Below are 26,900 nucleotides of genomic sequence, written 5' to 3' on the forward strand. Positions count from 1 at the left end.
TTTGAATTAAACAGGAAAGCGAAATGACAAACACCGGTTTTATTATTGGTGCGTACCCCTGCGCACCCTCGTTTCATCAGAAAGGGGAAATGGAAGAGCGTGAATTCTGGCGTCAGCTTGCTGATACGCCGGACATTCGCGGCCTTGAACAACCCTGTCTGGAAAACCTGCACCCGCTCGGGGACGCGTGGCTGTTCCGCCATACGCCGGGCGACTGGGAAATCGTGGTCACGGCAGTGATGGAAACCATGCGTCGTCGCGGCGTCAACGGCGGATTCGGCCTCGCGTCTGCCGACGAAACGCAGCGTCGCGAAAGCGTGGCGTTTTATCGTCATCTGTTAGAGAAGATTGTCGCGGTCAACGCGCGCTTCCCCGGCAAAGTAACCGCCCTGGAAATGCAGGCCGCACCGCAGTCCGGTAATGGCTCTGTGGAACAGGCCACCGACGCCTTTTCCCGCTCAATCGCCGAAATTGCCAACTGGGACTGGCCGTGCGATCTGGTGCTCGAACACTGTGACGCCATGACCGGAACCGCGCCGCGCAAAGGTTTTTTACCGCTCGAAAACGTTCTGGACGTGCTGCGCGGGACTGATATCAGCGTATGTATCAACTGGGCGCGCTCAGCCATTGAAGGGCGCAATACCAGCCTGCCACTTGCGCATGTACAGGCCGCATTGAAGGCGGGCAAGCTCGGCGCACTGATGTTTTCAGGCACCACGGCGACGGGCGAGTATGGCGACTGGCAGGATCTTCACGCGCCGTTTTCTTCGTTCTGCGCCGAAAGTTTAATGTCGTCTGAACATGTTAATGAATTATTTACTGCGGCAAGCGCTGCAACATTGAAATTCTCCGGTATCAAATTACTGGAAATAAATGCTAATGCTGACGTCAGCCATCGCATCGCTATTTTGCGCGACGGTATTAGCGTTCTAAAAAAAGCAGCACAATAAAAATAAAAAACCTTATTACCGAGCCGATTACCTTAATGAGACATTAATTATGACTATTTCTTCTCATGCTCTACAGGCGGATATTCCGCGCCAACGCTGGTTGAGAATAATCCCCCCTATTCTTATCGCCTGCATTATTTCTTATATGGACCGCGTGAATATCGCCTTCGCGATGCCAGGCGGTATGGATGAAGAGTTAGGCATCACCGCCACGATGGCGGGTTTAGCGGGCGGGATATTCTTTATCGGTTATCTGTTTCTGCAAGTTCCCGGCGGCAAAATCGCCGTACACGGCAGCGGTAAAAAATTCATCGGCTGGTCGCTAGTCGCCTGGGCGGTAATCTCCGTTCTGACGGGGGTTGTCACTAATCAGTATCAGCTGCTGGCCCTGCGCTTTTTACTTGGCGTGGCAGAAGGCGGAATGCTGCCAGTGGTGCTCACCATGATCAGCAACTGGTTCCCGGACGCCGAGCGCGGTCGCGCTAACGCAATAGTGATCATGTTCGTGCCAATTGCCGGGATTATCACTGCGCCTCTTTCCGGCTGGATTATTACCGCCCTCGACTGGCGCTGGCTGTTTATCATCGAAGGGCTGCTGTCGCTGGTGGTGCTGGTGCTGTGGACGCAGACCATCTACGACCGACCGCAGGAGGCGAAATGGATTTCCGACGCCGAGAAAAAGTATCTGGTTGAGACGTTAGCCGCCGAGCAACGCGCCATCGCGGGCAAAGAGGTGAAAAATGCCTCCCTGAGCGCGGTGCTGTCGGACAAAACCATGTGGCAGCTGATCGCCCTGAACTTCTTCTATCAGACCGGGATTTACGGTTACACCCTGTGGCTGCCGACCATTTTGAAAGAACTGACGCACTCCACGATGGGACAGGTCGGGATGCTCGCCATTCTGCCCTATGTTGGCGCAATTGCCGGAATGTTCCTGTTCTCTTCCCTCTCTGACCGTACCGGCAAACGCAAACTGTTCGTCTCTCTGCCGCTGATCGGCTTTGCGCTGTGCATGTTCCTCTCCGTTGCATTAAAGGAAAACATCTGGCTGGCGTATGCCGCGCTGGTCGGCTGCGGCTTCTTCCTGCAGTCGGCGGCGGGCGTGTTCTGGACCATTCCGGCGCGTCTGTTCAGCGCAGAAATGGCAGGCGGCGCGCGCGGCGTGATTAACGCCCTCGGCAACCTCGGTGGCTTCTGCGGCCCTTATGCAGTGGGCGTGCTGATTACGTTGTACAGCAAAGATGCGGGGGTGTACTGCCTGGCGATCTCCCTGGCACTGGCTTCGCTGTTGGCGCTGCTGTTGCCCGCGAAATGCGACGCAGGTGCACAGCCCAATCCGTCGGTGAATTCGCACAAGCGTGCGGCCTGATGCCCTCACCCCAGCCCTCTCCCACAGGGAGAGGGTGAAAAGAGACACCGTAGGCCGGGTCAGCACAGCGCCACCCGGCAACAACAACCACGAACGTAGGCCGGGTAAGCGAAGCGCCACCCGGCAACAGCAACCACCGAACCGAGAATCGCAAAGATGAGTGAAAAAGAACCCTTCTGGCTGGGTATCGATTGTGGCGGTACTTATCTGAAAGCCGGTCTGTACAACAGCCAGGGTAAAGAACACAGCATCGAACGCTGCGCAGTTACGACGCTCAGCCCGCGTCCGGGCTATGCCGAGCGCGACATGCATTTGCTCTGGCAGCGCTGCCACGAGACGGTCGCCGCGCTGCTCAAACATACCGGCATTAGTGGCTCCCAAATCAAAGGTATCGGCATTTCCGCCCAGGGCAAAGGTCTATTCCTGCTGGATAAACAGGATCGCCCTTTAGGCAACGCCATCCTCTCTTCCGACCGCCGGGCGCTGGAAATCGTCCAGCGCTGGCAGCAGGACGAGATCCCAGAAAAACTCTGCCCCCATACGCGACAAACCCTGTGGACCGGGCATCCCGCTTCGCTGTTGCGCTGGGTCAAAGAGCACGACCACCCGCGCTACCAGCAGATCGGCTGCGTGATGATGGCCCATGACTATCTGCGCTGGTGTTTAACGGGCAAAAAGGGCTGCGAAGAGAGCAACATTTCCGAGTCCAATCTCTACAACATGAACACGGGCGACTACGACCCGCAGCTGACGCGCTGGCTGGGCATCAGCGAAATCGACAGCGCTTTGCCGCCCATCGTCGGTTCAGCAGAAATTTGCGGGGAAATCACCGCTCAGGCAGCCACCTTGACCGGTCTTGCGGCGGGTACGCCCGTCGTGGGTGGCTTGTTTGATGTGGTTTCCACCGCGATCTGCGCCGGACTGCACGACGAGCATACGCTTAACGCAGTGATGGGAACCTGGGCCGTCACCAGCGGGATTGCCAACGGCATTGGCAATAACGAACCCTTCCCGTACGTTTATGGCCGCTACGTTCATCCGCAGCAGTACATCGTTCACGAAGCTAGCCCGACATCCTCCGGGAATCTTGAGTGGCTCACGTCACAGTGGGGTGAAATCTCTTTTGACGAGATCAACCAAGCCGTTGCCAGCCTGCCCAAAGCGGAAAGCGGCGTGTTCTTCCTGCCGTTTCTCTACGGCAGCAACGCCGGGCTGGAGATGACGAGCGGCTTCTACGGCATGCAGGCGCTGCACACCCGTGCCCATCTGTTGCAAGCCGTTTATGAAGGGGTGGTGTTCAGCCACATGACCCATCTCAACCGCATGCTGGAGCGCTTTACCGATGTCCACGCCCTGCGCGTCACCGGCGGCCCGACCCATTCCAGGGTGTGGATGCAGATGCTGGCAGACGTCAGTGGGCTGGCTATCGAACTGCCGCAGGTCGAAGAAACCGGCTGCTCCGGCGCGGCGCTGGCTGCCCTTGTCGGCACCGGGATCTTCCCCGACTTTCACACCGCACAGCAAAACCTCAAACATGATATTCGCGTCATTGAGCCCGATATGCAGGCGCACGCCGCCTACCAGCGCAAATATCACCGCTACCAGATACTGATTTCAGCATTGCAGGGTTTTCACGCCCGCATTAAGGAGTACGACCTATGAGCCGACCATTACTACAGCTGGCGCTCGACCATACCTCTCTTCAGGCCGCGCAGCGCGATGTGGCGCTGTTGCAGGAAAGCGTCGATATCGTCGAAGCGGGCACCATTCTGTGCCTCACCGAAGGCCTTTCGGCAGTGCGCGCTTTGCGCCAGCAGTGCCCAGACAAAATCATTGTTGCCGACTGGAAAGTGGCCGATGCAGGCGAAACGCTGGCACAGCAGGCCTTTGATGCAGGCGCTAACTGGATGACGATTATTTGCGCTGCACCGCTCGCCACGGTTGAGAAAGGCCACGCGGTCGCCGCCGCGCGCGGGTGCGAAATCCAGATGGAACTGTTCGGTAACTGGACGCTGGACGATGCCCGCGCGTGGCATCGCGCAGGCGTGAAACAGGCGATTTATCATCGTGGCCGTGACGCGCAGGCCAGCGGCCAGCAGTGGGGGGAAGTGGATCTCGCCAGAATGAAAGCTCTGTCTGACATCGGCCTGCAGTTGTCGATCACCGGCGGCATCACCCCGGCGGATTTACCGTTGTTCCGCGAGATTAACGTCAAAGCCTTTATCGCCGGACGGGCGCTGGCAGGCGCTGCCAATCCGCCGCAGGTCGCCCATGAGTTCCACACGCAAATCCGCGAAATCTGGGGAGAATAACCATGCGTCAGCATCCGTTAGGGATTTACGAAAAAGCGCTGTCGAAAGATCTCTCCTGGCCGGAGCGCCTGGTGTTAGCCAAAAGCTGCGGTTTTGATTTCGTCGAAATGTCGGTGGACGAAACCGACGAGCGCTTATCCAGGCTGGAGTGGAGTACCACGCAGCGCGCGTCGCTAGTCGAAGCGATGCTGGAAACGGGCGTCGCCATTCCCTCTATGTGCCTGTCAGCACACCGACGTTTTCCGTTTGGCAGCCGCGATGAATCCGTGCGCGAACGCGCGCGCGAAATCATGACCAAGGCGATCAAACTGGCGCGCGATTTGGGCATTCGCACCATCCAACTGGCGGGTTACGACGTCTATTACGAAGAGCATGACGCGGGCACTCAGCAACGCTTTGCCGAAGGACTGGCATGGGCGGTGGAGCAGGCCGCCGCCGCGCAGGTGATGCTGGCTGTGGAGATCATGGATACCGCGTTCATGAACTCGATCAGCAAATGGAAAAAGTGGGACGACATGCTCGCGTCACCCTGGTTTAGCGTCTATCCAGACGTCGGCAACCTGAGCGCGTGGGGCAACGACGTCACCGCCGAACTGACGCTGGGCATCGACCGGATCGCCGCTATCCACCTGAAAGACACCCAACCAGTGACCGAACAAAGCCCAGGGCAATTTCGTGACGTGCCGTTCGGCGAAGGCTGCGTCGATTTTGTCGGCGTGTTTAAAGCACTGAATCAGCTCAACTATCGTGGCGCATTTCTCATTGAAATGTGGACCGAAAAAGCCAAAGAGCCGGTACTGGAAATTATCGAAGCGCGGCGCTGGATTGAAGCCCGTATGCAGGAAGGAGGCATGACATGCTAGAGCAACTCAAAGCGGAGGTCCTGGCAGCAAACCTGGCCCTTCCCGCCCACCAGCTTGTGACATTTACCTGGGGCAACGTCAGCGCGGTGGATCGCGAAAGCGGTCTGATGGTCATCAAACCGTCCGGCGTGGAGTATGACGTAATGACCGCTGAAGATATGGTGGTGGTGGAAATTGCCACCGGCACAGTGGTCGAAGGCGCGAAAAAACCGTCCTCCGATACGCCTACCCATCTGGCGCTGTATCGCCGCTATCCGGAGATTGGCGGCATCGTCCACACTCACTCTCGTCACGCGACCATCTGGTCACAGGCCGGGCTGGATTTACCGGCGTGGGGCACGACGCACGCCGACTATTTCTATGGTGACATTCCCTGCACGCGGCTAATGACCCACGCAGAAATAGCCGGGGAGTACGAGTATCAGACCGGGGAAGTGATCATCAAAACCTTCGAGGAGCGCGACCTAAGCCCGATGCAGATCCCCGCCGTGCTGGTCAATTCTCATGGTCCTTTCGCCTGGGGCAAAGACGCTGCCGATGCGGTCCACAATGCCGTAGTGCTGGAAGAGTGCGCCTATATGGGCCTGTTCTCGCACCAGCTCGCACCGCAGTTGCCAACCATGCAGCAGGAATTGCTGGATAAACATTATCTGCGCAAGCACGGGGCGAATGCGTATTACGGCCAGTAATCAGCCGGAATTGATGTGTTCCTTACAGTACCGCCGTTTCCAGACGGCGGGCGTCAGCCCGGTATGTTTGCGAAATATCTGGCGGAAGTAACCGACATCATTAAAACCGCAGCGGCTTGCTACTTCAGTGAGTGAGGAGGTATCGGTGAGCAGCAGTTTCTCCGCTGAGCGCACACGCTGGCGCTGAATCGCCTCGGTCAACGTCAAATGGAAGGTGCGGCGAAAAACACGCCCGAGATAATCCGCATTACAGTGCAGCTCTTTTGCCAGCTGCGACGTGGAAAGCGGGCAATGAAATTGTGTGCGGATAATTTGTTTGGCCCTCCACGCAATCGACGTGCCCGCTTCATCCTGATGTTCCTCACTCCCGTTCGAGAGCGAAATTTGCTGCAAAATCAGCAGGAGTATTAATTCCAACGCAACGCTTCGCTGTAATTTTTCCTGCTCGGTCAGAAACTGGCGAAATAGCGATACCACATAAGATGCATCCTGGACGCGGCAATATTGCTCAAGCCCAATCTGCGCTATTCCGGCTTGTTCAAGCTGTTCGGTTTCTAGTTCAAAATGGAGCCAGTAAAACCGCAGATCGGCAGGGAAATCCTCCGTTCCTACGTGACGGCGGTTCGGCCACAGCAGGAGGCTTTCACCTGCGCGCACTTCAAAAATCGAATTCTCCTCCTGAATCGTTAATGTTCCTTTTTCAACAAAGATAATTTCCCACGAGGTTAATTTGCGAGCCGGGTGACGGCCAACGCCACGGGAAATAAATAATCCGCCGTTTTGAACTTTAATCGGAAGTGCTATGGATAATTCGAGCGTCGGCATTCACTTTCTCACTTTAAATAACCTGGAAATTGCCTTTTAGCATTGATTATTAATGAATAATTGAAACATCGCCCGATCGAAATCACAATTCTACGAACAGGTCGGAATTGTCCTCTTTTTATACTTTCCCCTTCCCTTGTTGGCGCTGACTTTCAGTGCAGAATTAATCGGGTACCTTACAGAACATAATAAAATCCAATTCACGAGGAGTTATCGAATGACTTCCACTCCGATTACACAATCCGATGTCGTACAGCAGGCCGTTGACGACCGCCTGTCGGTACGCGAGAAGATAGGCTACGGCCTGGGTGATGCAGGCGGGACAGTAATCACCTGCCTTATCATGAACTTTCTCACCTTTTTCTACACCGATGTGTTTGGTCTGACGCCCGCTCTGGTCGGCACGTTGTTTATTGCCTTACGCGTATTTGACGCGGTTTCCGACCCGATAATGGGCGTGATCGCCGACCGCACGCAGAGCCGTTGGGGGCGATTCCGCCCCTGGCAGCTTTGGATAGCATTGCCGATCGGCATTATCGGCGTACTCACCTTCACCGTGCCCGACGCCAGTATGGGAGTCAAAATCGCCTGGGCGTTCGGAACCTATCTGCTGCTTTCCGTCGGTTATACCGCGATCAACGTACCTTATTGCGCGCTGATCAACACCATGACCACCCGCCACAGTGAAGTGATTTCCTGCCAATCCTGGCGCTTTGTACTGTGCGGCGTGGCGGGCTTTTTGGTCTCCGTCGGCCTGCCGTGGCTGGTTGCGGCGCTGGGACAAGGGAATGTGGCGCAGGGCTATCAACTGGGCGTCGGTGTGTTGTGCGCTGTCGCCGTAGTGATGTTTCTGTGCTGCTTCTTCTGGGTGCGCGAACGCGTGCCGCTGGCATTGATGGGCCGCTTTACCCTGCGCGAACATCTGGCCGGGTTGCGTAATAACGATCAGCTTTTATTGATGCTGGTGATGTCTTTCCTGCTGATCAACGTCTTTAACATCCGTGGCGGCGGGTACATGTACTTCATCACCTACGTACTGCAAGGCAGCACTGCATATACCTCGCTGTTCTTCACGATGGTGACCTTTGCCGCCATTCTCGGCGCGGTAATCGTCAGCCCGCTTACGCGTCGTATTGATACGGTGAAGCTTTATTACATCACCAATCTGGTGCTGGCCGCATTGGCGTTAGCCATGTGGTTCCTGCCGACCGGCCCGGCCTATCAAACCTTATGGCTGGTGACGATTTTGGGCAACGGGGTGATCCTCGGCTTTACGCTACCACTGCACTTTTCCTTAATGGCCTTTGCCGACGACTACGGCGAATGGAAAAACGGCGTGCGCTCATCTGGGATGAACTTCGCCTTTAATCTGTTTTTCATCAAGTTAGCCTGGGCCTCCAGCGCCGGAATCATCAGCATGGTGTTTATTTATGTCGCCTATCAGCCCGGCGCGGACAATCAGACACCGGCTTCGCTTTCAGGCATCACCACTATGGAAACGCTGCTGCCTGCCCTTTTCCATCTGCTGCTGGCCATCTCGATTCGCTGGTGCAGACTCAATAATCCAATGATGTCGCGCATTTCCACCGACCTGCGTCAGCGTCACGTGCAATCCTGAGGAGAACAATATGTCGATCATGGAACCCGACCTGCATAAGCTCAAAATTAACGATCCGTTTCTCGGCCAGTATCAACAGCTGGTGCGTAATGTGGTCATTCCCTATCAGTGGGATGCGCTCAACGATCGCATTGCCGAAGCAGAACCGAGCCACGCCATCACCAACTTTCGTATCGCAGCTGGACTGGAGCACGGAGAGTTTTACGGCATGGTTTTCCAGGACAGTGATGTCGCTAAGTGGCTCGAAGCCGTGGCGTGGTCCCTGTGTCAGAAACCCGATCCTGAGCTTGAAAAAACCGCTGACGACGTGATTGACCTGGTGGCCGCCGCCCAATGCGACGATGGCTATCTGAATACGTACTTCACGGTGAAAGCGCCGGGGGAACGCTGGACTAACCTCGCCGAATGCCATGAACTCTACTGCGCCGGGCATATGATTGAAGCAGGCGTCGCATATTTCCAGGGCACCGGGAAACGCGCGTTGTTAGACGTGGTGTGCAAGTTGGCGGATCATATCGACAGCGTATTTGGCGCGGGTGAAAATCAGCTACACGGTTATCCAGGCCATCCCGAAATCGAGCTGGCATTGATGCGCCTTTATGACGTCACGCAGGAGTCACGCTATCTGACGCTGGTGAAGTATTTCGTCGAAGAGCGCGGTGCGCAGCCACATTTTTACGATATCGAATATGAAAAACGCGGCAAAACCTCGCACTGGCATAACTACGGCCCGGCCTGGATGGTCAAAGATAAAGCCTACAGCCAGGCGCATCAGCCGCTCACTGAGCAGCAAACCGCCATCGGCCACGCGGTGCGCTTTGTCTATCTGATGACCGGCGTGGCGCACCTTGCGCGGCTCAGCAATGACGAAAGCAAACGTCAGGACTGCCTGCGTCTGTGGAACAACATGGTGCAGCGTCAGCTCTATATCACCGGCGGGATTGGCTCCCAGAGCAGCGGCGAAGCCTTCAGCAGCGATTACGATCTGCCGAATGATACGGTTTATGCCGAAAGCTGCGCATCGATTGGCCTGATGATGTTTGCGCGCCGGATGCTGGAGATGGAAGCCGACAGCCAGTACGCCGACGTGATGGAACGCGCGTTATACAACACCGTGCTGGGCGGGATGGCGCTGGACGGCAAACACTTCTTCTACGTGAATCCGCTGGAGGTGCATCCTAAAACGCTGGCCTTCAATCACATCTACGATCACGTCAAACCTGTCCGTCAGCGCTGGTTCGGCTGCGCGTGCTGCCCGCCAAATATCGCCCGCGTTCTGACTTCACTGGGCCATTACATCTACACCGCGCGAACGGATGCGCTGTTTATCAACCTCTACGTCGGCAACAGTGCGGCGGTTCCGGTTGGAGATAACGAACTGCAATTGCGCATCAGCGGCAACTATCCGTGGCAGGAGCAGGTGAAGATCGATATCACTTCGCCGGTTAAAGTTGAGCATACCCTGGCGCTGCGACTGCCGGACTGGTGCGCAGACCCGCAGGTAGTGCTAAATGGTGAAGCGGTGACAGGCGATGTGCGTCAGGGATATTGCTACCTCACCCGCTGCTGGCAGGAGGGGGATTCGATCACCCTGACGCTACCGATGCCGGTTCGTCGACTGTACGGTAATCCGCAGGTGCGCCAGCAGGCGGGCAAAGTGGCGCTACAACGCGGCCCGCTGGTGTATTGTCTGGAAGAGGCGGATAACGGCGCAGCGTTGCATAATCTGTCGCTACCTGCCGATAGCGCGTTCCGCGTTTTCGAAGGTAAGGGGTTGTTCTCGCACAAAATACTGATTCAGGCCGAAGGGTTTGTGCAGCGTGTATTAAAAGTAGAGTCACAGCCGCTCTGGCAATATGATCGCGCTCCGACAACCCGAGAAGCCCAGACGCTGACCTTTATCCCGTGGTTTAGCTGGGCCAACCGGGGAGAGGGAGAAATGCGAATATGGGTGGATGAAGTGTAAAACATGTAACCAACAAATTTTATATATCGCATATCCTGAACCTGGCAACGCCGGGTTCATTTATTATTATTCTGTATAACTGTGATCATGACCTCGGATTCGTTTTTTTACCCACGGTAAGGGTCATGCCTTATTGAATAACTGCATATTTAATGTTATCCCATAATTACACACAGCCCCAGAAAAATAAGGACATACAATGGAGTTCACAGAAAGGCTTAATGCTTTATCAAATAAAATTAAGCAGCAAACTGGAATAATTATTACAGAAGAGGCAACAAAAACTGCGTTTGTCATGCCCTTTATCCACAATGTCTTAGGGTATGATGTTTTCGATCCTTCTGAAGTCACCCCCGAGTTTATCTGTGATGTGGGAACGAAGAAAGGCGAGAAAATTGATTACGCCATAATGAAAAATAATGAGGTACAAATACTCATTGAGTGTAAAAAAATTGGCGAACCCCTAAACATCAACCATGCATCTCAGCTTTTCAGGTACTTCCACGTTACCAATGCACGAATATCAATTTTAACAAATGGCCAGGTTTATCGATTTTATACCGACCTGGATGCCCCCAATAAAATGGACGAAAAACCATTTTTAGAAGTTGACCTTCTGGATATTGATGAAAATATCATTCCAGAGCTAAATAAGCTGACAAAATCATCATTCGATCTTGAATCGATTATCAATGCCGCTGGCGAACTGAAATACGTCAGCCAAATTAAAAAAGTGCTGCATAACCAGCTTAATAATCCTGAAGATGACTTTGTGAAGTTCTTCGCATCCAGAGTATACGATGGAATAATCACGCAAAAAGTCCGAGAGTCTTTCCTAAATCTGACAAAAAAAGCGGCCAGTCAGTACATTAACGATCAAGTTAACGAACGGCTTAAATCTGCCATTACGGGAATTGCGCCACCAGCGCCTGGTTCGCAAAGTGAACCACAGACTACGGAAGAAGAAGTCCAAAAGGATGATAAGGATATCGAGACAACCCTGGAGGAGCTTGAGGGCTATCATATCGTGAAGGCGATCACCCGCGCCGTGCTTGATGCGCCGAGAATCACTCAGCGAGATACTAAAAGCTACTTCGGTATTCTGGTCGACGATAACAACCGAAAACCTTTATGCCGACTCCATTTCAACAGATCGCAAAAGTATATTGGTCTCTTCGATATTGAGAAGAATGAAACACGCCATCCTATTGCGACTGTCGATGACATTTACTCCTTCGCCGATATCTTAAAAGCAACAGCGAATCTCTACACCTGAATGCACTCACCCTGGCAGCACGCGCCGTGCTGCTTCTGCCAGAAAAGCGCTTCGGTTACTGAACTGAGGATGTTCACTGACAAAAGAATCAATCTTCAGTAATAAACGGCGGGGCAGAGTGATATTAATGCGCTCTGCTTTGCCTTCGAATTGCTTCATATTGATATCCACTAATAGCCACTGCCCACCGGTGTAGTCTTCCGGAGCCTTTTGCAGATGATCCTCTACGGCGCCAGGCGAAGGGAGTATCTCTTCCATTTCATACAGTGTTTCAAAATGAATGGTTAAGGCGCTGCGTGCATCCTGGAATGCATCATCAAGAGTATCACCCGCAAAAAAACACCCCGGTACATCGGGGAAGAAACCGCTCGCACTGCCATCTTTATCGGAATGAATATAAGCCGGGTAAAACATAACGACTCCTGCATATTTACGGTTTGATCCCCGCTTGCCGCCAAATTTGAGCAAGGGTTCCAGATTTAATATCCTTTTTAGGATGAGGAACCGTGACCAGCCCCTTACGCTGCGGATGATGAAATTGATGATGGCTCCCCTTGGTTCTTACACACTTCCAGCCATGTCTGACGAGGAGGGTAATGACATCCGCACTTTTCACATCCCAATCCTTCCATGATTATACACATAATACACACCACTTAGACAATTGAGATCACGATAACGTATTGTTTGAACGGAAGATGTGTTCAAATTCGAAAGCGGGAAAGGACTACGCAAAGAGAATAAGCAAATGGAGGGATTGCAGGTAAATTTGCAGGTAATCTCGAAAACCCGACGACGCTAAACATACCCAGCCTGTTGCAGGCTGGGTATGTGCAGCACCAGCGGGTTATTTTGGTTTAGAAACGCCAGCTCATGCCGGTCATCAGCACGAAGCTGTCTTCACGGTCGATCATTGGGCTGTTTTTAACGTCATCAGGAAGTACGGTATACATCGCGCTGGCATTGAGGAAAATGTTCTGCGTCAGCTGATATTTTGCGGTCAGGGCCACATAAGGGTTCCAGCTATCACCGGCGGTATATTCGTTCAGACCACTGTGGCGAGACTCTTTTCCAGAAACGCCGTAGTAATAGTCATTGAAGCTTTCGTCATAGTAGAAAACGCCCACTGCCGGAATCAGCGTCAGACGTTCCATGCGAAACGGATGGAAATAGGTCATCTCACCGACTACGCCGCCGCTTTCGTCCATTGCATCCGCCGCGACGCCAAACTTCAGGCTACCCCAGCGTTCATGGCGGTAATATGCCCCGCCTAAAAATGCCGATGCTTTGCGCTCATCGAGCTGTTTCATCGCATGGTCATCGTTGTCATCGGGATCAAAATGCAGCGGCATCCACGAGGCCGTCAGACTGAGTTCATTCTTACTGTCTTTCCAGAATGCCCATCCTGCGGTGGTCTGACGAACGTAGAAATTATCGCCTTCATAACTAATGATTGGAACGGCTGAGGTATTCTCGTTATACCCTTTGTAAGGCGATTCATTGTAAACAGCGCCCGCACCCAGTGAAAATTCACCAGCCATTGCCGATGATGCGAAAAATAATGCCGCGGTGATGAGCAAATTCTTTTTGATAATCATTCCCTGTATCCATTAAATGCCTAACAAACGAGGCGAATAATAATGGTTACAAATTTGCCGATGCAACGAAGCAGTTTATATAATATTATATATAAAATCATATAGATGAGCGTTCGCGATGAATAACTTACAGATTAAGCCGCGTGAGTTAAAAATTATCTCCGTCATTGCGGCAACCTGCAGCATTGGCGATGCCGCCGCTCTGTTAGGTATGGCGCAGGCCAACGTCAGTAAATATCTCTCGGATTTCGAAACGCGCGTCGGCTTGAAAGTCTTCGAACGAACAACGCGCCAGCTGGCGTTGACTCAGTTTGGCGAGGCGTTGCTACCTTATATCAATGCCTCACTGGATAAAAACACCCAACTCATTAATTTTATTGCTGATTACAAGCATGAGAAAAGCGGGCGTGTGACAATTTATGCCCCCACAGGGATAATCACCTACCTCGCACGCCATGTTATCCACCATCTTGAAGAGATCGGTGATATCCGGATTTGTTTAAAAACCTATAATCCGAATCGCAACGAACTCTCTGAAGGCGTCACTTTTCCCGACGACTGCGATATCTTAATTACTTACGCCCAGCCTAAAGATGAAAGTTTAGTTGCTTATCAGTTGACCAAATATTCTGTGACGGCATTCGCCACGCCAGACTATATAAAACTACACCCGATTAATAGCCCGGACGATTTAATTAAGCACTCCTGTATTTTATTGGATTCAATACTGGTTGACGACGCCAACATCTGGCGTTTTCGCGTTCACAGCAGCGAAGAAGTTCGGGACTACAAAGTGACCGGGAATTATATTTGTGATAACACACAGACGGCGCTGGAATTAGCGCGTAATCACCTCGGTATTGTTTTTGCGCCAAAAGAGAGCCTGAAAAGCGAAATTGAGCAGGGAATTTTAATGCCCTGCTTCTCGCATCAGGAGGAGTGGTGGCTCGATCTGACGGCTATTTTCCGCAAGCGGGAATATCAGCCGTGGCGGGTGCAATACATTCTGGACGGAGTGCTAAACAGTCTTCGCGAACGAATTAAGCAGGCCATCCCAGGGGCGACCTGCTCTGAATAATTAAAACAGCCCGAGCGGTTTATCCGAGTAACTTACCAGCAGACATTTTGTCTGTTGATAATGATCCAGCATCATCTTATGCGTTTCACGCCCGATACCCGATTGTTTATATCCGCCAAATGCAGCGTGAGCCGGATAAGCGTGATAACAGTTGGTCCAGACGCGTCCTGCCTGAATACCGCGACCCATTTTGTAAGCCAGGTTCCCGTTACGACTCCAGACCCCGGCACCCAGCCCATATTGCGTATCGTTGGCCAGCTCCAGTGCTTCTTCCGGAGTTTTAAAGGTCGTCACCGCCAGTACCGGACCAAAAATCTCCTCCTGGAAGACGCGCATATTGTTTTTGCCAAACAGAATGGTTGGCTCAAGGTAATAGCCGTCTTTCAGATCGCCTTCCAGTACTTTACGCCGACCGCCGGTCAGAACATCTGCGCCCTCTTTCTTACCGATATCGATGTAGTTCAGGATGGTTTCCATCTGCCCGTGAGAAACCTGCGCGCCCATCTGCGTGACGTTGTCCAGCGGGTTGCCGCTGCGGATCGATTCCACACGGCGAATCGCACGTTCCATAAAGCGTTCATATATTGACTCCTGCACCAGCGCGCGGCTTGGGCAAGTACACACTTCGCCCTGGTTGAAGGCAAACAGTGCAAAACCTTCCATCGCTTTATCGAAGAAGGCATCCTCTTCGTCCATCACGTCAGCAAAGAAGATGTTCGGTGATTTGCCGCCCAGCTCCAGAGTCACCGGAATGATGTTCTGGGTGGCGTACTGCATGATCTGCTGGCCCACTTCTGTTGAACCGGTAAACGCTACTTTGGCGATGCGTTTTGAGGTCGCGAGATATTCACCAATTTCACCGCCCGCCCCGTTGACTACGTTTATCACGCCAGGAGGCACCAGATCGCCAATGATTTCCATCAGCAGTAAAACCGAGAGCGGCGTTAAGCGCGCAGGTTTAAGCACCACACAGTTCCCGGCCGCCAGCGCAGGCGCCATTTTCCAGCTCGCCATCAGCAGCGGGAAGTTCCACGGGATGATTTGCCCCACCACACCCAGAGGTTCCTGGAAGTGATAGGCGACGGTATCGCTGTCGACCTCACTGATTCCGCCCTCCTGGGCGCGGATACAGGAAGCAAAATAGCGGAAATGGTCAATCGCCAGCGGAACGTCGGCTGCTGTGGTTTCACGGATCGGTTTGCCGTTGTCCCAGGTTTCTGCCGCAGCCAGCAGCTCCAGATTCTGCTCCATCCGGTCGGCAATTTTGAACAGAATAGCGGCGCGATCCTGAACGGAGGTGTGCGCCCATTTCTCTTTCGCTTTATGCGCCGCATCCAGCGCCAGATCGATGTCTTTCTTACCGGAGCTGGCGATTTCGCACAGCGGCTGCCCGGTCACGGGCGTCAGGTTTGAATAGTATTCGCCATCGACTGGTGCAACCCAGCCGCCGCCGATGAAGTTGTCGTAACGGGGTTTTAGCTTAAGGGGAAAACCATACTCGCCAGGCTGCATACGCGTTGAGGGAGGATTGTTCGTCATGACCGTCTCCTTGCTGTTGGTGTCTAACAAGGTTAGTCACAGCTGGCGATTTTCTCGCCAGCTGTTCATCGCTTTACGACGCGTATCACGGATTCGGTCGCGCGGTTATTTTTCGGTTTGTGGGAACAGGAGTGAATCGCGCAGCAGATGGTCATTCCCACGGCGGCGCGTAAATCCAATGCGGTTGAAATACTCCAGAATTTGAATCGCCAGTTTGCGACCCACGTTGAGGCGATCGCGGAAATCGGCGGCGCAGGTTGATCCTTTTTCCTGATCCAGCTCGCGGATCAAACTAGCGAAGGTCACGATGCGATCGTTGCGATAATAGCGATCTTTGACGATCGCCGTTATAAGCCCCTGCTGCGCGGCGTGGCGTAAAACCTGCCGCATAACCACTTCATCCGTCGCCGTTTGGTTGGCTAAATCACGCACCCACCACGGCTCATCGCCAAACAGCGGGGCAACTTTTTGCCAGATAGCATCTTGCTCAGGTGTAAATCCGGCTTTGTGATCGGGCAGATGCAGCCAGCCGTGATGGCTGTGAATCACCCCGCTTTCGCGCATCTTCTCAATCAGCAGCAGAACCAGCGCATCGTCTTCCATCGGCAGTGCCATACGGCGCAGACGTTCCCGGCCTGGGCCTGGCTCGTCCTGATGCTGCTCGTGATAGGTCGCCAGCGTCGTCAGCACTTTGCGCTGCCAACGGGCGGCCACTGGCGCATTCAACAGACTGTAACCGGCCTGGATAAAACCAGGCTGCTGCGTGAGCTGACGCAAACCGTCGCCGCTCAGCTGACGTCCCCACGCAAAATCGGCCAGATTCACTGCGCCGCGATCGAGATGTACTGCTAATGCAGACGCATCATCTTCCGCCAGCGCCAGCGCCGCCAGCCATTGCAGATATTCGGGCTTACGTTTCCCGCGACGCGGTGGATTAAGCGTCACCACACGAGCACCCGCCAGCGTGACGCGCGCGGAGATATCGCGTAGCACCAGCCGGTCGTTATCCGCCAGCCACAGAGGGGTATCCAGCACCAGTTCCGCCAGGTCGTTTTCCAGCAGCGAGACGCGCCCGGTCACGTGGCTGGCGGCGTGATGAATATGCAGCGGCTGCCACTGGGTCAGCGGCACATGGGTTTGCAAAGAAACAATCACGCGTTCGGATGGCTCTGGCGGTGCGTCAGCCAGCAGCCAGTCGCCGCGTGTGATCTGTTCTTTTTCTGCATCACCCGCGATGTTCAGGGCAATACGCTGCCCGGCATGAGCCTGGTCAGCTGGCTGATTCTGGGCGTGCAGACCGCGCACGCGCATCGGTTTGTTCACCCCCGTGAGCCACAGGCTGTCGCCCACCTTCACTTCACCGCTGAGCGCCGTTCCGGTAACCACCAGCCCGGCCCCTTTCACCGTAAATGCCCGGTCTATTGCCAGGCGAAAGCTGTGATCGCTGGCCGGTTCGCGTGCGGAAAGTTGCAGCAAATGGTCGCGTAATGCATCGATACCACGGCCTTCGGTGGCGACAGTGACAAATACCGGCGCATCGGCAAAACCATATTCCAGCAGGGTTGCGTGGATTTGGTCGCGCACCTCATTGATGCGGCTCTCTTCGACGCGATCCGCTTTGGTCAGCGCCACCGTCAGCTGCGGTTTTCCCGTTAATTGTAAAATCGCCAGATGTTCGCGAGTTTGCGCCATCACGCCGTCATCACACGCCACGACCAGCAGAGCGTGATCGATACCGCCCACCCCGGCCAGCATATTGGCGAGAAACTTTTCGTGTCCTGGCACATCGATAAAACCGAGCACGCGGCCATCGGGCTGCGGCCAGTAGGCATAGCCAAGATCGATAGTCATACCGCGCTTTTTCTCTTCCGGCAGACGGTCGGCATTCACGCCGGTAATCGCCTGTAAAAGCGTGGTTTTTCCGTGGTCAACGTGACCGGCAGTGGCAATAATCATTTCAACAACATCTCCAGAAACCGATTTTCATCTTCAAGGCAGCGCAGATCCAGCCACAGGCGACCATCGTAAATGCGCCCGATGACAGGTGTAGGCAGCGCGCGCCACCGCGCAGAAAGCGCTTCTAGCGAGCTGCCGCGTCCATCGCGCGGCGTGAACGTCAGCGCGGCGCTGGGCAGACGGTCAACCGGCAGCGATCCGCTGCCAATCTGCGACTGGCAGGGTTCTATGCGCACGTCAAAATCAGCGAAATGCGCGCTAACGTGCGGCAGTATCAGCTCGGCCTGAGCGCGAATGGATGCCGCATCGCGCGACAACAAGCGCAGCGTTGGCAAGCGTTCGGCCAGTTTTTCCGGGTGGAGGTAGAGTCGCAGCGTCGCTTCCAGCGCGGCGAGGGTCATTTTATCGGCACGCAGGGCGCGTTTCAGCGGATGCTGCTGGAGCTTCGCAATCAGCTCACGTTTGCCCACCACAATCCCGGCCTGCGGGCCGCCGAGCAGTTTGTCGCCGGAGAAACTCACCAGGCTGACGCCTGCGGCGATCATCTCCTGCGGCATCGGCTCTTTTGGCAGGCCGTACTGGCTGAGATCCACCAGTGAACCGCTGCCCAAATCGGCAATCACTGGCACGTTCAGCTCGCGGCCAATGTGTGCCAACTCTGCCTCTTCCACCGTTTTGGTAAAGCCTTCAATCTGATAGTTGCTGGTATGCACTTTCATCAGCAGTGCGGTGTTTTCACCGACCGCCGCACGATAATCTTTGGCGTGCGTGCGGTTAGTGGTTCCGACTTCATGCAACACGCACCCCGCCTGGCGCATCACGTCTGGAATGCGGAACGCACCGCCGATCTCCACCAGCTCGCCGCGCGAGACCACCACCTCTTTGCCGTTCGCCGTGGCCGCCAGCATTAGCAGAACCGCCGCCGCATTGTTATTCACGATGCAGGCATCCTCCGCACCGGTGAGCTGACACAGAAGATCCGCCAGCGCGCGATCGCGATGGCCGCGCCCGGCACCGTCCAGATCATACTCCAGCGTCACCGGTGAGCGCATCGCCTGGGTGACCGCCGCTATCGCCTCTTCCGCCTGCTGCGCCCGACCTAAGTTAGTGTGCAGCACCGTACCCGTAAGATTAATCACCGGGCGCAACGCGCTTTGGGTTTGCGCTGTCAGGCGTTTTTCCGTCTCCTGAGCCCAGTCGTTGCACCACTGCGGCAACACATTTTGCGTCTGGATATGCAGGCGAACCTCGTCCTGCATCTGGTTCAACAGGGATACCATGAGGGTATGACCGGACTTTTCAAGCAGGTGAGTGAATTGAGGATCGCGCAGCAGACGATCGGTCGCGGGGATTTGGCTGTAGAGGGAACGATGAGTAGTCATTAACATGCCTGGCGGTTGGAAGGCCTTCCCCCCTCCCGACGGGAGAGGGAGTCAACGTGCGGGGGGATTGTACCGCGTACCACGGTGAAGTGTTATAACCCGCGTCAAGCCTTTGGCGGTTCGGTGCGGGCAAAACTTTCCCGCTGGAAGAGGGTTTCGGCCAGTTTGACCAGCAGCGGACGGTCGACGCACCAGCCGGGTGAGACACGACGGAAATTGAGATAGCCAATCGCACAGGCGATGGCGATGGTCGCCAGATTCACCGTATCGGTGCTGATTTTTCCGTCCTGAAGCAGCTGCTCGCACATGTCGAGGCTGCGGCTGATTTTCTCCCGCTGGCGAACCAGTTCCGCCTCGGACTGCTGCGCGGCAGGACGCGCTTGTTCGCGAACAGAAACCAGCCCGGCATCCATGATGCCGTCGGCCAGCGCTTCGATCTGTTTCACCATCAGGGCCGCTTTCGGCTCGCGGGGCACCATCGCCGGGGCAATGCAGAGCAGCTCGATGTACTCTGCAATAATCGGGGAGTCAAACCAGGTTTCGCCATCATCGGTCACCAGTGCCGGGACTTTGCCCAGCGGGTTGTACTGCGCGACGCCGGTTTCTGCCTGATAGGGCTGTTCGTTCACGAACTCGAAGGTGATCCCTTTTTCCAGCAGGAGAATTGAAATTTTACGCACGAAGGGGCTGGTGTAGCTGCCGATGAGTTTCATTGCCTGATCCTTTACGCCAACAAAAGGGTAAGTATGGATCAGGCAATGAAAAATGTGCAGATCTGTTAGTGTCGGGTGGCGCTTCGCTTACCCGAGCTACTCGACGGGCAATAACGTCAGGCTTTAATGATCAAGATAAAGGTAATGCATCCAGCTGGTCATGCGCAGCAGCACCTTCCTCATCACCGACACATGTGAGAAGTGGTCGGAATAGACCGCCACCTGCGCGTAAATCCCGTCCGGCAGTGCATCCACATCGGCGTTAGGATCCAGATCGATGGTAGCGAGCACTCCGTCGGTTCCCGGAACGACCGTCAGGGATTGCAGCGAGCCTTGCGCCTGGTAGGAACCGCCCGGCACCACCGGCAAAATACTGCTCAGCTTGCCGTGGAATACTTGCCCTGGCAGCGCATTAAACACCACTTCCGCGTCGTCACCCGGTTTCAGACGCAGGAGCGAGTTCTGGCGGAACTGCGCCACAATCTGGCGTTTTTGCTCAGGAATGAAGACCATTACCGGACGCAGCGGCAGCGCGGCGGCGTAGGTCCCTGGGCGAATCAGCACCTGGGTGACGTACCCGTCGCTCGGCGCACGAACAATCGTCTGATCGAGGTTGTATTTCGCCTCGGTCAACTGGGCCCGCAGGCTGACAATCTGCGACTGCTCGCCGTTGACCATACTGTCTAACTGGCTTTGAATTTGGCTCTGGTCGGCAACGGAGGCTTTCACCATCGCATCCTGCGCCAGATAGTTTTGCCGCGCGTTGTCGATGTCGCTTTCAGAGAACGGATTGACCCGAGCCTGGCTGCCTTTCAGGTAGCGCTGATAATCCTTATACAGACGGTCGCGCTCAGCCGAGACGCGGGTCGTGTTGGCCTGAGCTTCCGAAAGCTGGGCTTTCAGCACATCGATATTGTGCGTTGCCGTCACCAGGTCGGCCTGTAATCTGTCGACTCGGGCCTGATAACGCACCGGATCGAGTTTAAATAACACGTCGCCTTTTTTAATGAGCTGGTTATTTTTATCCGTGACTTCACTCACCACACCCGTGACCTGCGGCGTGATCGGAATAGAAATGACCGCTTTTTGCGCTGTAAAAGTATAAGGGTGATTATAGTTCATTAATAAAATGAGTCCGGCGACGATAAATACACCACCTAACGCGGCAGTGGCGAGCGTCCACTGGTTCACCGGAATACGGAATATTTTAAAGATCGCCCACGCAAAGGCGACGTAGGTCAAAATGATTAACAGATCCATGATTAGCTCTCCGGCGTATTTTTATCTGCGGGGACGTGCTCCGCGGCCAGCCGGTTTTCCAGCTCGGCAACGCGTCTGGAGAGGGCATCGATATCGGGTTGTTGCGGGGGTTGTGCACCATGATTCTGCATCCCCCATCCGCGCTCTGGCTGGTACAACGTGGCCCAAATCCACAGGAACGGCCAGATGACATGGAGGGTGAACAGACTGACCCAGCCTGCCGTATGGATGGCATCGGCATGGGGGTGATTACGCTTTTTGGCCATCAAATAGGGGATGTCATGAATCGCAATGATCCCGTAGAAAATGACAAGGAACACGAAAACTAATACGCCCAGCGCGAAATAGTTAAGGAACATATTTGCCTCACTAAAATAGCTTCAACTCTTTAAAAATATTAAATGGTAAGCAACCAAATTAACTTTCTTACTGCGCAAATCTTTTGCACATATAATTTAGAGCCGTGGAGTATTATTTTTAAAATAACTCCGTGCAAGTTTAATAGCGTGACAAAATATATCCTGACTAAGAATGTACTTAAGTTTACATTAGCAGATTAATCCTCATTACGCCTTTTCTCCATAACACTAAGGGATGACGATGACGTGAAAGGATGAGTTGCTGAGTTACAGCCTGGCTGAATTGACAAAACAGAAGTAGGCGACGATCACACCTGGAGAATTCTGCCTTCAAATTTATTGTGAAGACGATCACAAACAATCAACAAACCCACAAATGTTAAATGTGATACTCATCACATAAAACAGTCAATCATGATGGATTTAGCCCCTCTGTATTTTTTTTACACACCACATTTGTGACGCAGATCACTTCAATTTTAGGCCCACCCCCTACATTTACGTGATTGAGATCACACAAAATTCCGCTGTCTGGACAGTTGAACGATTCAGTGCCAGATTTCACAGCATCAGAACAGGGCTCGGCTACCTCTGCCGCCGCGCATTAACAATAAACCTCGGGCCAAAAGCCTCAGCGTAAACAGAAGAAGGGGTGTTTTATGTCATCCGATATCAAGATCAAAGTGCAAAGCTTTGGTCGCTTCCTGAGCAACATGGTGATGCCAAATATCGGCGCGTTTATCGCGTGGGGTATCATCACTGCGTTATTTATTCCGACAGGGTGGTTGCCGAACGAAACGCTGGCGAAACTCGTCGGCCCAATGATTACCTATCTGCTGCCACTGCTCATCGGTTATACCGGTGGTCGTCTGGTTGGCGGCGATCGCGGCGGCGTGGTCGGTGCTATCACCACCATGGGCGTTATCGTCGGTGCGGATATGCCGATGTTCCTCGGCGCAATGATTGCCGGTCCATTAGGCGGCTGGGCAATTAAGAAATTTGACGTCTGGGTTGATGGCAAGATCAAATCCGGCTTCGAAATGCTGGTGAACAACTTCTCTGCTGGCATCATCGGTATGATCCTGGCGATTCTGGCGTTCATGGGTATCGGCCCTGCGGTTGAAGTGCTGTCAAAAGTGCTGGCCGCTGGCGTTAACTTCATGGTTATCCATGACATGCTGCCGCTGGCGTCTATCTTTGTTGAACCAGCGAAAATCCTGTTCCTCAACAACGCCATCAACCACGGTATCTTCTCACCGCTGGGCATTCAGCAGTCCCACGAGCTGGGCAAATCCATCTTCTTCCTGATTGAAGCTAACCCAGGTCCGGGTATGGGTGTTCTGCTGGCGTATATGTTCTTCGGTCGCGGCAGCGCTAAACAGTCTGCTGGCGGTGCAGCTATCATCCACTTCCTGGGTGGTATCCACGAAATTTACTTCCCATATGTTCTGATGAACCCACGTCTGATTCTGGCCGTTATCCTCGGCGGTATGACCGGTGTGTTCACCCTGAGCGTGTTGGGTGGCGGTCTGGTGTCTCCTGCATCTCCGGGTTCTATTCTGGCGGTTCTGGCAATGACGCCAAAAGGCGCATACTTCGCTAACATTGCTGCGATTTGTGCAGCCATGGCTGTCTCCTTCGTGGTTTCTGCGATTCTGCTGAAAACCAGCAAAGTGAAAGAAGAAGACGATATCGACGCGGCAACCCGTCGTATGCATGACATGAAAGCTGAATCCAAAGGTGCAGCAACGCCGCTGGCAGCGGGCGAAGTGTCTAACGACCTGAGCCACGTGCGCAAAATCATCGTTGCCTGTGATGCCGGTATGGGTTCAAGCGCAATGGGCGCTGGCGTGTTGCGTAAGAAAGTCCAGGATGCGGGCCTGACCCACATCTCCGTGACCAACAGCGCAATCAACAGCCTGCCACCGGATGTCGACCTGGTCATCACGCACCGCGATCTGACTGAACGTGCGATGCGTCAGGTTCCGCAGGCGCAGCATATTTCCCTGACTAACTTCCTCGACAGCGGCCTGTATTCTAGCCTGACCGAGCGTCTGGTAGCGGCGCAGCGCCACACCGACAACGAAGTAAAAGTCCGTGATAGCCTGAAAGACAGCTTTGATCCGAACGACAGCCACCTGTTCCGTCTGGGCGCTGAAAACATCTTCCTCGGTCGCACCGCGAGCCACAAAGAAGAAGCGATTCGCTTTGCCGGTGAGCAGTTGGTGAAAGGCGGTTACGTCGAGCCAGAATATGTAGATGCGATGCTGGAGCGTGAGAAATTGACCCCAACCTACCTGGGCGAATCTATCGCGGTTCCGCACGGTACGGTTGAAGCGAAAGATCGCGTGCTGAAAACCGGCGTGGTGTTCTGTCAGTATCCGGCAGGCGTGCGCTTCGGTGAAGAAGAAGACGACATCGCCCGCCTGGTGATTGGTATCGCCGCTCGCAACAATGAGCACATCCAGGTGATTACCAGCCTGACCAACGCTCTGGACGATGAGTCCGTGATTGAGCGTCTGTCTCAGACCACCAGCGTTGAAGAAGTGCTGGCGCTGCTGAACAAGTAACGTTCGTCCTCACCCCTGCTCTCTCCCCTGGAGAGAGCGTAAAATGGGGTACGGTCTATTCCCTCTCCCTTTGGGAGAGGGTTTGGGTGAGGGAAATGCCTCACCCCAGCCCTCTCGGGTCAAAACATTGATGAAGGTTAATACTATGAAAGCATTACATTTTGGCGCAGGTAATATTGGTCGTGGTTTTATCGGCAAACTGCTGGCAGACGCGGGCATTACGCTGACATTCGCCGATGTGAATCAAGTGGTGCTCGATGCTCTGAATGCCCGTCATAGCTATCAGGTTCACGTCGTGGGAGAAAACGAGCTGGTTGAAACCGTTTCCGGCGTGAATGCGGTCAGTAGCATTGGCGACGACGTGGTTGATTTGATCGCCAGCGTCGATCTGGTGACCACCGCAGTGGGTCCGGTTGTGCTTGAGCGCATCGCCCCCGCCGTGGCGAAAGGCCTGGCAAAACGTAAAGCCCAGGGCATCACCACCCCGCTGAATATCATCGCCTGTGAAAACATGGTGCGCGGCACCACGCAGCTGAAAGGCCATGTCATGGCCGTCGTGGCTGAAGAAGATAAAGCCTGGGTCGAAGAGCACGTGGGCTTCGTAGATTCCGCCGTGGACCGCATCGTTCCTCCGTCAGAATCCGCCACTAACGACCCGCTGGAAGTGACCGTTGAAACCTTCAGCGAGTGGATTGTCGATAAAACTCAGTTCAAAGGCCAACTGCCGAATATCCCAGGAATGGAATTAACCGATAACCTGATGGCATTTGTGGAACGCAAACTCTTCACGCTGAACACCGGGCATGCTATAACCGCGTACCTCGGAAAATTGGCCGGTCATCAGACCATTCGTGATGCGATTCTCGATGAGAAAATCCGCGCGGTGGTAAAAGGTGCTATGGAAGAGAGCGGCGCGGTCCTGATCAAACGCTACGGTTTTGATGCTGAGAAACATGCGGCATACATTCAAAAAATCCTCGGTCGTTTTGAAAACCCGTATCTGAAAGATGACGTTGAGCGCGTGGGTCGCCAGCCGCTGCGTAAACTGAGCGCGGGCGATCGCCTGATCAAACCGCTGCTGGGCACGCTGGAATACGGTCTGCCGCACGCTAACCTGGTGAAGGGAATTGCGGGTGCGATGCACTATCGCAGCGAGCAAGATCCGCAGGCACTTGAGCTGGCAGAGCTTATCGATGCCAAAGGCCCACAGGCCGCGCTGGCGCAGATTTCTGGCCTTGAGGCCAATAGTGACGTGGTTGTGGAGGCGGTTAACGCATATAACGCAACCAAATGATTCAGAACCAGGCGCAGGTTATCCTGCGCCCGAACAACAGATTGTCAGATATGCAGGCAATAATGGAACAAACCCAGGCCTTTGAAAACCGTGTGCTTGAGCGTCTGAATGCTGGCAAAACCGTACGAAGTTTCCTGATTGCCGCCGTCGATTTACTCACCGAGGCGGTGAATATTCTGGTACTTCAGGTGTTCCGCAAAGACGACTACGCGGTAAAATATGCAGTAGAACCGTTACTCGACGGCGACGGACCGCTGGGCGATCTGTCGGTGCGCCTGAAGCTGATCTATGGCCTCGGCGTCCTCAGCAGGCCTGAGTATGAAGATGCGGAACTGCTGATGGCCCTGCGTGAAGAGTTAAATCACGACGGTAATGAGTACACATTTACCGACGATGAAATTCTCGGGCCATTTGGCGAATTACACTGCGTAAGCGCCCTGCCTCCGGCACCCCATTTTGAGAACAGCGATCCTGAGCTTCATGCGATGCAAAAGCTTCGTTATCAACAAGTTGTGCGTTCCACAATGGTCCTTTCCCTGACTGAGCTGATTTCACGAATCAGCTTAAAAAAAGCGTTTCAGAAGTAAGCCCGCGCACATTGGTGTATCCTTCCCTGTAATTCCCCCGTTTTTAGAGCTATATGTGATGAAAGAAGTCGAAAAGAACGAAATTAAACGCCTGAGCGACCGTCTGGATCTGATCCGCCACCAGCAGGCTGATATGTCGCTGGTTGAGTCCGCCGAGAAATACGCTGAGCTTGAAAAAGAGAAAGCGACGCTGGAAGCGGAAATCGATCGTCTGCGCGCCGTAAAAGGCCATAAGCTGAGCAAAGAAGCGCAAAAGCTGATGGACCTGCCGCATCGCCGTGCGATCACCAAAAAAGAACAAGCCGACATGGGCAAGCTGAAAAAAAGCGTGCGCGGTTTGGTGATTGTGCACCCGATGACCGAGTTAGGCCGCGAAATGGGCCTGAAAGAAATGACCGGGTTTTCGAAGACAGCGTTCTAATGTTTTTACCCTCACCCTAACCCTCTCCCACAGGGAGAGGGGATTGCCTTGAGCTCCCTCTCCACGTGGGTGTACGGTCCGGGGACATCATGAACACTTGTTCGGGGACATGGTAGACACTTACAACTAAGGCATACGAACCCGTTTTTGGAGTCGCTTATGCCCTGGGATGCGAGAGATACCATGTCATTACGTACCGAGTTTGTTCTGTTCGCCTCGCAAGACGGGGCGAACATCCGTTCTCTTTGCCGTCACTACGGCATTTCGCCCGCTAC

The 26,900-nt window shown here is 54.1% G+C and carries 23 protein-coding genes and 2 pseudogenes; 15 read left to right on the forward strand and 10 right to left on the reverse strand.

The window, feature by feature from the left end; genetic code table 11:
* The first annotated feature begins 23 nt into the window (after nt 1-23).
* The 6 genes from C3708_RS22220 to araD all read left to right on the forward strand — a co-directional run bounded on the left by C3708_RS22220 (nt 24) and on the right by araD (nt 6,183).
* Entirely contained in the window at nt 24-950 is a 927-nt protein-coding gene (locus C3708_RS22220; RefSeq protein ID WP_103950311.1) for a DUF4862 family protein, read from the forward strand.
* Nucleotides 951-999: 49 nt separating this feature from the next.
* The gene (locus tag C3708_RS22225) at nt 1,000-2,319 is read left to right on the forward strand and encodes an MFS transporter (RefSeq protein ID WP_103950312.1); all 1,320 of its coding nucleotides are present in this window, start codon (nt 1,000-1,002) and stop codon (nt 2,317-2,319) included.
* A 156-nt stretch (nt 2,320-2,475) separates the two neighbouring features.
* The gene (locus C3708_RS22230) at nt 2,476-3,981 is read left to right on the forward strand and encodes an FGGY-family carbohydrate kinase (RefSeq protein WP_103950313.1); all 1,506 of its coding nucleotides are present in this window, start codon (nt 2,476-2,478) and stop codon (nt 3,979-3,981) included.
* Nucleotides 3,978-4,631 carry a 3-keto-L-gulonate-6-phosphate decarboxylase UlaD gene (ulaD, locus tag C3708_RS22235; RefSeq protein ID WP_095280234.1) on the forward strand — a complete coding sequence of 218 codons (654 nt, stop codon included), beginning with the start codon at nt 3,978-3,980 and terminating at the stop codon, nt 4,629-4,631. Before C3708_RS22230 ends, ulaD begins: the two co-directional genes overlap by 4 nt.
* 2 nt (nt 4,632-4,633) lie before the next feature.
* Nucleotides 4,634-5,494 (forward strand): L-ribulose-5-phosphate 3-epimerase, encoded by an 861-nt coding sequence (locus C3708_RS22240; protein ID WP_095280233.1) that lies wholly within the window; start codon nt 4,634-4,636, stop codon nt 5,492-5,494.
* Entirely contained in the window at nt 5,488-6,183 is a 696-nt protein-coding gene (gene araD / locus C3708_RS22245; RefSeq protein ID WP_103950314.1) for an L-ribulose-5-phosphate 4-epimerase, read from the forward strand. Before C3708_RS22240 ends, araD begins: the two co-directional genes overlap by 7 nt.
* Here the strand turns inward: araD and C3708_RS22250 are convergent, their stop codons facing one another.
* On the reverse strand, nt 6,184-7,008 hold the full coding sequence (locus C3708_RS22250; protein ID WP_095280231.1) for an AraC family transcriptional regulator: 825 nt from the start codon (nt 7,006-7,008) through the stop codon (nt 6,184-6,186).
* A 217-nt stretch (nt 7,009-7,225) separates the two neighbouring features.
* On the opposite strand from C3708_RS22250, the gene C3708_RS22255 reads away from it, so the two are divergent.
* From C3708_RS22255 to C3708_RS22265, 3 genes are all read left to right on the forward strand, one after another.
* On the forward strand, nt 7,226-8,626 hold the full coding sequence (locus C3708_RS22255) for an MFS transporter (protein ID WP_103947732.1): 1,401 nt from the start codon (nt 7,226-7,228) through the stop codon (nt 8,624-8,626).
* A gap of 10 nt (nt 8,627-8,636) precedes the next feature.
* Nucleotides 8,637-10,592: a glycoside hydrolase family 127 protein gene (locus C3708_RS22260; protein WP_103950315.1), complete on the forward strand. Its 1,956-nt coding sequence runs from the start codon at nt 8,637-8,639 to the stop codon at nt 10,590-10,592.
* A 199-nt stretch (nt 10,593-10,791) separates the two neighbouring features.
* Nucleotides 10,792-11,868, forward strand: coding sequence for a type I restriction endonuclease (locus C3708_RS22265; RefSeq protein WP_095280226.1), 1,077 nt, complete (start codon nt 10,792-10,794; stop codon nt 11,866-11,868).
* A 6-nt stretch (nt 11,869-11,874) separates the two neighbouring features.
* On the opposite strand, the gene C3708_RS22270 is transcribed toward C3708_RS22265, so the two are convergent.
* From C3708_RS22270 to C3708_RS22280, 3 genes are all read right to left on the reverse strand, one after another.
* A complete protein-coding gene (locus C3708_RS22270) occupies nt 11,875-12,282 on the reverse strand; it encodes a type II toxin-antitoxin system HicB family antitoxin (RefSeq protein WP_103950316.1) in 408 nt (135 codons plus the stop codon).
* Nucleotides 12,283-12,298: 16 nt separating this feature from the next.
* Nucleotides 12,299-12,484, reverse strand: coding sequence for a type II toxin-antitoxin system HicA family toxin (locus C3708_RS22275; protein WP_095280222.1), 186 nt, complete (start codon nt 12,482-12,484; stop codon nt 12,299-12,301).
* Nucleotides 12,485-12,725: 241 nt separating this feature from the next.
* Complete coding sequence (locus C3708_RS22280; protein ID WP_103950317.1) at nt 12,726-13,466, reverse strand: MipA/OmpV family protein; 741 nt, start codon at nt 13,464-13,466, stop codon at nt 12,726-12,728.
* A 118-nt stretch (nt 13,467-13,584) separates the two neighbouring features.
* Between C3708_RS22280 and C3708_RS22285 the strand changes: the two are divergent.
* A pseudogene (locus C3708_RS22285) lies at nt 13,585-14,548 on the forward strand (LysR family transcriptional regulator).
* Here the strand turns inward: C3708_RS22285 and aldB are convergent.
* The 6 genes from aldB to C3708_RS22315 form a co-directional block, all read right to left on the reverse strand.
* Complete coding sequence (aldB, locus tag C3708_RS22290; protein WP_103950319.1) at nt 14,545-16,083, reverse strand: aldehyde dehydrogenase AldB; 1,539 nt, start codon at nt 16,081-16,083, stop codon at nt 14,545-14,547. The pseudogene C3708_RS22285 and the gene aldB sit on opposite strands and share 4 nt — an antisense overlap.
* A gap of 105 nt (nt 16,084-16,188) precedes the next feature.
* Nucleotides 16,189-18,039, reverse strand: a complete 1,851-nt coding sequence (gene selB, locus C3708_RS22295; protein ID WP_103950320.1) for a selenocysteine-specific translation elongation factor — start codon at nt 18,037-18,039, stop codon at nt 16,189-16,191.
* Nucleotides 18,036-19,421, reverse strand: a complete 1,386-nt coding sequence (gene selA / locus C3708_RS22300) for an L-seryl-tRNA(Sec) selenium transferase (protein ID WP_103950321.1) — start codon at nt 19,419-19,421, stop codon at nt 18,036-18,038. Before selA ends, selB begins: the two co-directional genes overlap by 4 nt.
* A gap of 104 nt (nt 19,422-19,525) precedes the next feature.
* Complete coding sequence (locus C3708_RS22305) at nt 19,526-20,134, reverse strand: glutathione S-transferase (protein ID WP_103950322.1); 609 nt, start codon at nt 20,132-20,134, stop codon at nt 19,526-19,528.
* Nucleotides 20,135-20,257: 123 nt separating this feature from the next.
* On the reverse strand, nt 20,258-21,394 hold the full coding sequence (locus tag C3708_RS22310; protein WP_095280209.1) for an HlyD family secretion protein: 1,137 nt from the start codon (nt 21,392-21,394) through the stop codon (nt 20,258-20,260).
* 2 nt (nt 21,395-21,396) lie between these two features.
* Nucleotides 21,397-21,753, reverse strand: a complete 357-nt coding sequence (locus tag C3708_RS22315) for a DUF3302 domain-containing protein (RefSeq protein ID WP_095280207.1) — start codon at nt 21,751-21,753, stop codon at nt 21,397-21,399.
* Nucleotides 21,754-22,412: 659 nt separating this feature from the next.
* On the opposite strand from C3708_RS22315, the gene C3708_RS22320 reads away from it, so the two are divergent.
* The 5 genes and pseudogenes from C3708_RS22320 to C3708_RS22340 all read left to right on the forward strand — a co-directional run.
* Nucleotides 22,413-24,323 (forward strand): PTS mannitol transporter subunit IICBA, encoded by a 1,911-nt coding sequence (locus tag C3708_RS22320; RefSeq protein ID WP_095280206.1) that lies wholly within the window; start codon nt 22,413-22,415, stop codon nt 24,321-24,323.
* A 130-nt stretch (nt 24,324-24,453) separates the two neighbouring features.
* On the forward strand, nt 24,454-25,617 hold the full coding sequence (gene mtlD, locus C3708_RS22325; protein ID WP_103950323.1) for a mannitol-1-phosphate 5-dehydrogenase: 1,164 nt from the start codon (nt 24,454-24,456) through the stop codon (nt 25,615-25,617).
* Nucleotides 25,614-26,204, forward strand: coding sequence for a mannitol operon repressor MtlR (gene mtlR, locus C3708_RS22330; protein ID WP_095280204.1), 591 nt, complete (start codon nt 25,614-25,616; stop codon nt 26,202-26,204). Before mtlD ends, mtlR begins: the two co-directional genes overlap by 4 nt.
* A gap of 58 nt (nt 26,205-26,262) precedes the next feature.
* Nucleotides 26,263-26,625: a YibL family ribosome-associated protein gene (locus C3708_RS22335; RefSeq protein WP_095280202.1), complete on the forward strand. Its 363-nt coding sequence runs from the start codon at nt 26,263-26,265 to the stop codon at nt 26,623-26,625.
* A gap of 147 nt (nt 26,626-26,772) precedes the next feature.
* Nucleotides 26,773-26,900, forward strand: a pseudogene (locus C3708_RS22340) (IS481 family transposase); the annotation flags it as partial.

Source organism: Lelliottia sp. 7254-16 (assembly GCF_002922995.1).
Lineage (GTDB): Bacteria > Pseudomonadota > Gammaproteobacteria > Enterobacterales > Enterobacteriaceae > Enterobacter > Enterobacter jeotgali.

What these genes read in the sequence shown, in the direction of transcription:
- C3708_RS22220 (WP_103950311.1), top strand. Translation starts at nt 24, where the DNA reads ATGACAAACACCGGTTTTATTATTGGTGCGTACCCCTGCGCACCCTCG.
- C3708_RS22225 (WP_103950312.1), top strand. Translation starts at nt 1,000, where the DNA reads ATGACTATTTCTTCTCATGCTCTACAGGCGGATATTCCGCGCCAACGC.
- C3708_RS22230 (WP_103950313.1), top strand. Translation starts at nt 2,476, where the DNA reads ATGAGTGAAAAAGAACCCTTCTGGCTGGGTATCGATTGTGGCGGTACT.
- ulaD (WP_095280234.1), top strand. Translation starts at nt 3,978, where the DNA reads ATGAGCCGACCATTACTACAGCTGGCGCTCGACCATACCTCTCTTCAG.
- C3708_RS22240 (WP_095280233.1), top strand. Translation starts at nt 4,634, where the DNA reads ATGCGTCAGCATCCGTTAGGGATTTACGAAAAAGCGCTGTCGAAAGAT.
- araD (WP_103950314.1), top strand. Translation starts at nt 5,488, where the DNA reads ATGCTAGAGCAACTCAAAGCGGAGGTCCTGGCAGCAAACCTGGCCCTT.
- C3708_RS22250 (WP_095280231.1), bottom strand. Translation starts at nt 7,008, where the DNA reads ATGCCGACGCTCGAATTATCCATAGCACTTCCGATTAAAGTTCAAAAC.
- C3708_RS22255 (WP_103947732.1), top strand. Translation starts at nt 7,226, where the DNA reads ATGACTTCCACTCCGATTACACAATCCGATGTCGTACAGCAGGCCGTT.
- C3708_RS22260 (WP_103950315.1), top strand. Translation starts at nt 8,637, where the DNA reads ATGTCGATCATGGAACCCGACCTGCATAAGCTCAAAATTAACGATCCG.
- C3708_RS22265 (WP_095280226.1), top strand. Translation starts at nt 10,792, where the DNA reads ATGGAGTTCACAGAAAGGCTTAATGCTTTATCAAATAAAATTAAGCAG.
- C3708_RS22270 (WP_103950316.1), bottom strand. Translation starts at nt 12,282, where the DNA reads ATGTTTTACCCGGCTTATATTCATTCCGATAAAGATGGCAGTGCGAGC.
- C3708_RS22280 (WP_103950317.1), bottom strand. Translation starts at nt 13,466, where the DNA reads ATGATTATCAAAAAGAATTTGCTCATCACCGCGGCATTATTTTTCGCA.
- aldB (WP_103950319.1), bottom strand. Translation starts at nt 16,083, where the DNA reads ATGACGAACAATCCTCCCTCAACGCGTATGCAGCCTGGCGAGTATGGT.
- selB (WP_103950320.1), bottom strand. Translation starts at nt 18,039, where the DNA reads ATGATTATTGCCACTGCCGGTCACGTTGACCACGGAAAAACCACGCTT.
- selA (WP_103950321.1), bottom strand. Translation starts at nt 19,421, where the DNA reads ATGACTACTCATCGTTCCCTCTACAGCCAAATCCCCGCGACCGATCGT.
- C3708_RS22305 (WP_103950322.1), bottom strand. Translation starts at nt 20,134, where the DNA reads ATGAAACTCATCGGCAGCTACACCAGCCCCTTCGTGCGTAAAATTTCA.
- C3708_RS22310 (WP_095280209.1), bottom strand. Translation starts at nt 21,394, where the DNA reads ATGGATCTGTTAATCATTTTGACCTACGTCGCCTTTGCGTGGGCGATC.
- C3708_RS22315 (WP_095280207.1), bottom strand. Translation starts at nt 21,753, where the DNA reads ATGTTCCTTAACTATTTCGCGCTGGGCGTATTAGTTTTCGTGTTCCTT.
- C3708_RS22320 (WP_095280206.1), top strand. Translation starts at nt 22,413, where the DNA reads ATGTCATCCGATATCAAGATCAAAGTGCAAAGCTTTGGTCGCTTCCTG.
- mtlD (WP_103950323.1), top strand. Translation starts at nt 24,454, where the DNA reads ATGAAGGTTAATACTATGAAAGCATTACATTTTGGCGCAGGTAATATT.
- mtlR (WP_095280204.1), top strand. Translation starts at nt 25,614, where the DNA reads ATGATTCAGAACCAGGCGCAGGTTATCCTGCGCCCGAACAACAGATTG.
- C3708_RS22335 (WP_095280202.1), top strand. Translation starts at nt 26,263, where the DNA reads ATGAAAGAAGTCGAAAAGAACGAAATTAAACGCCTGAGCGACCGTCTG.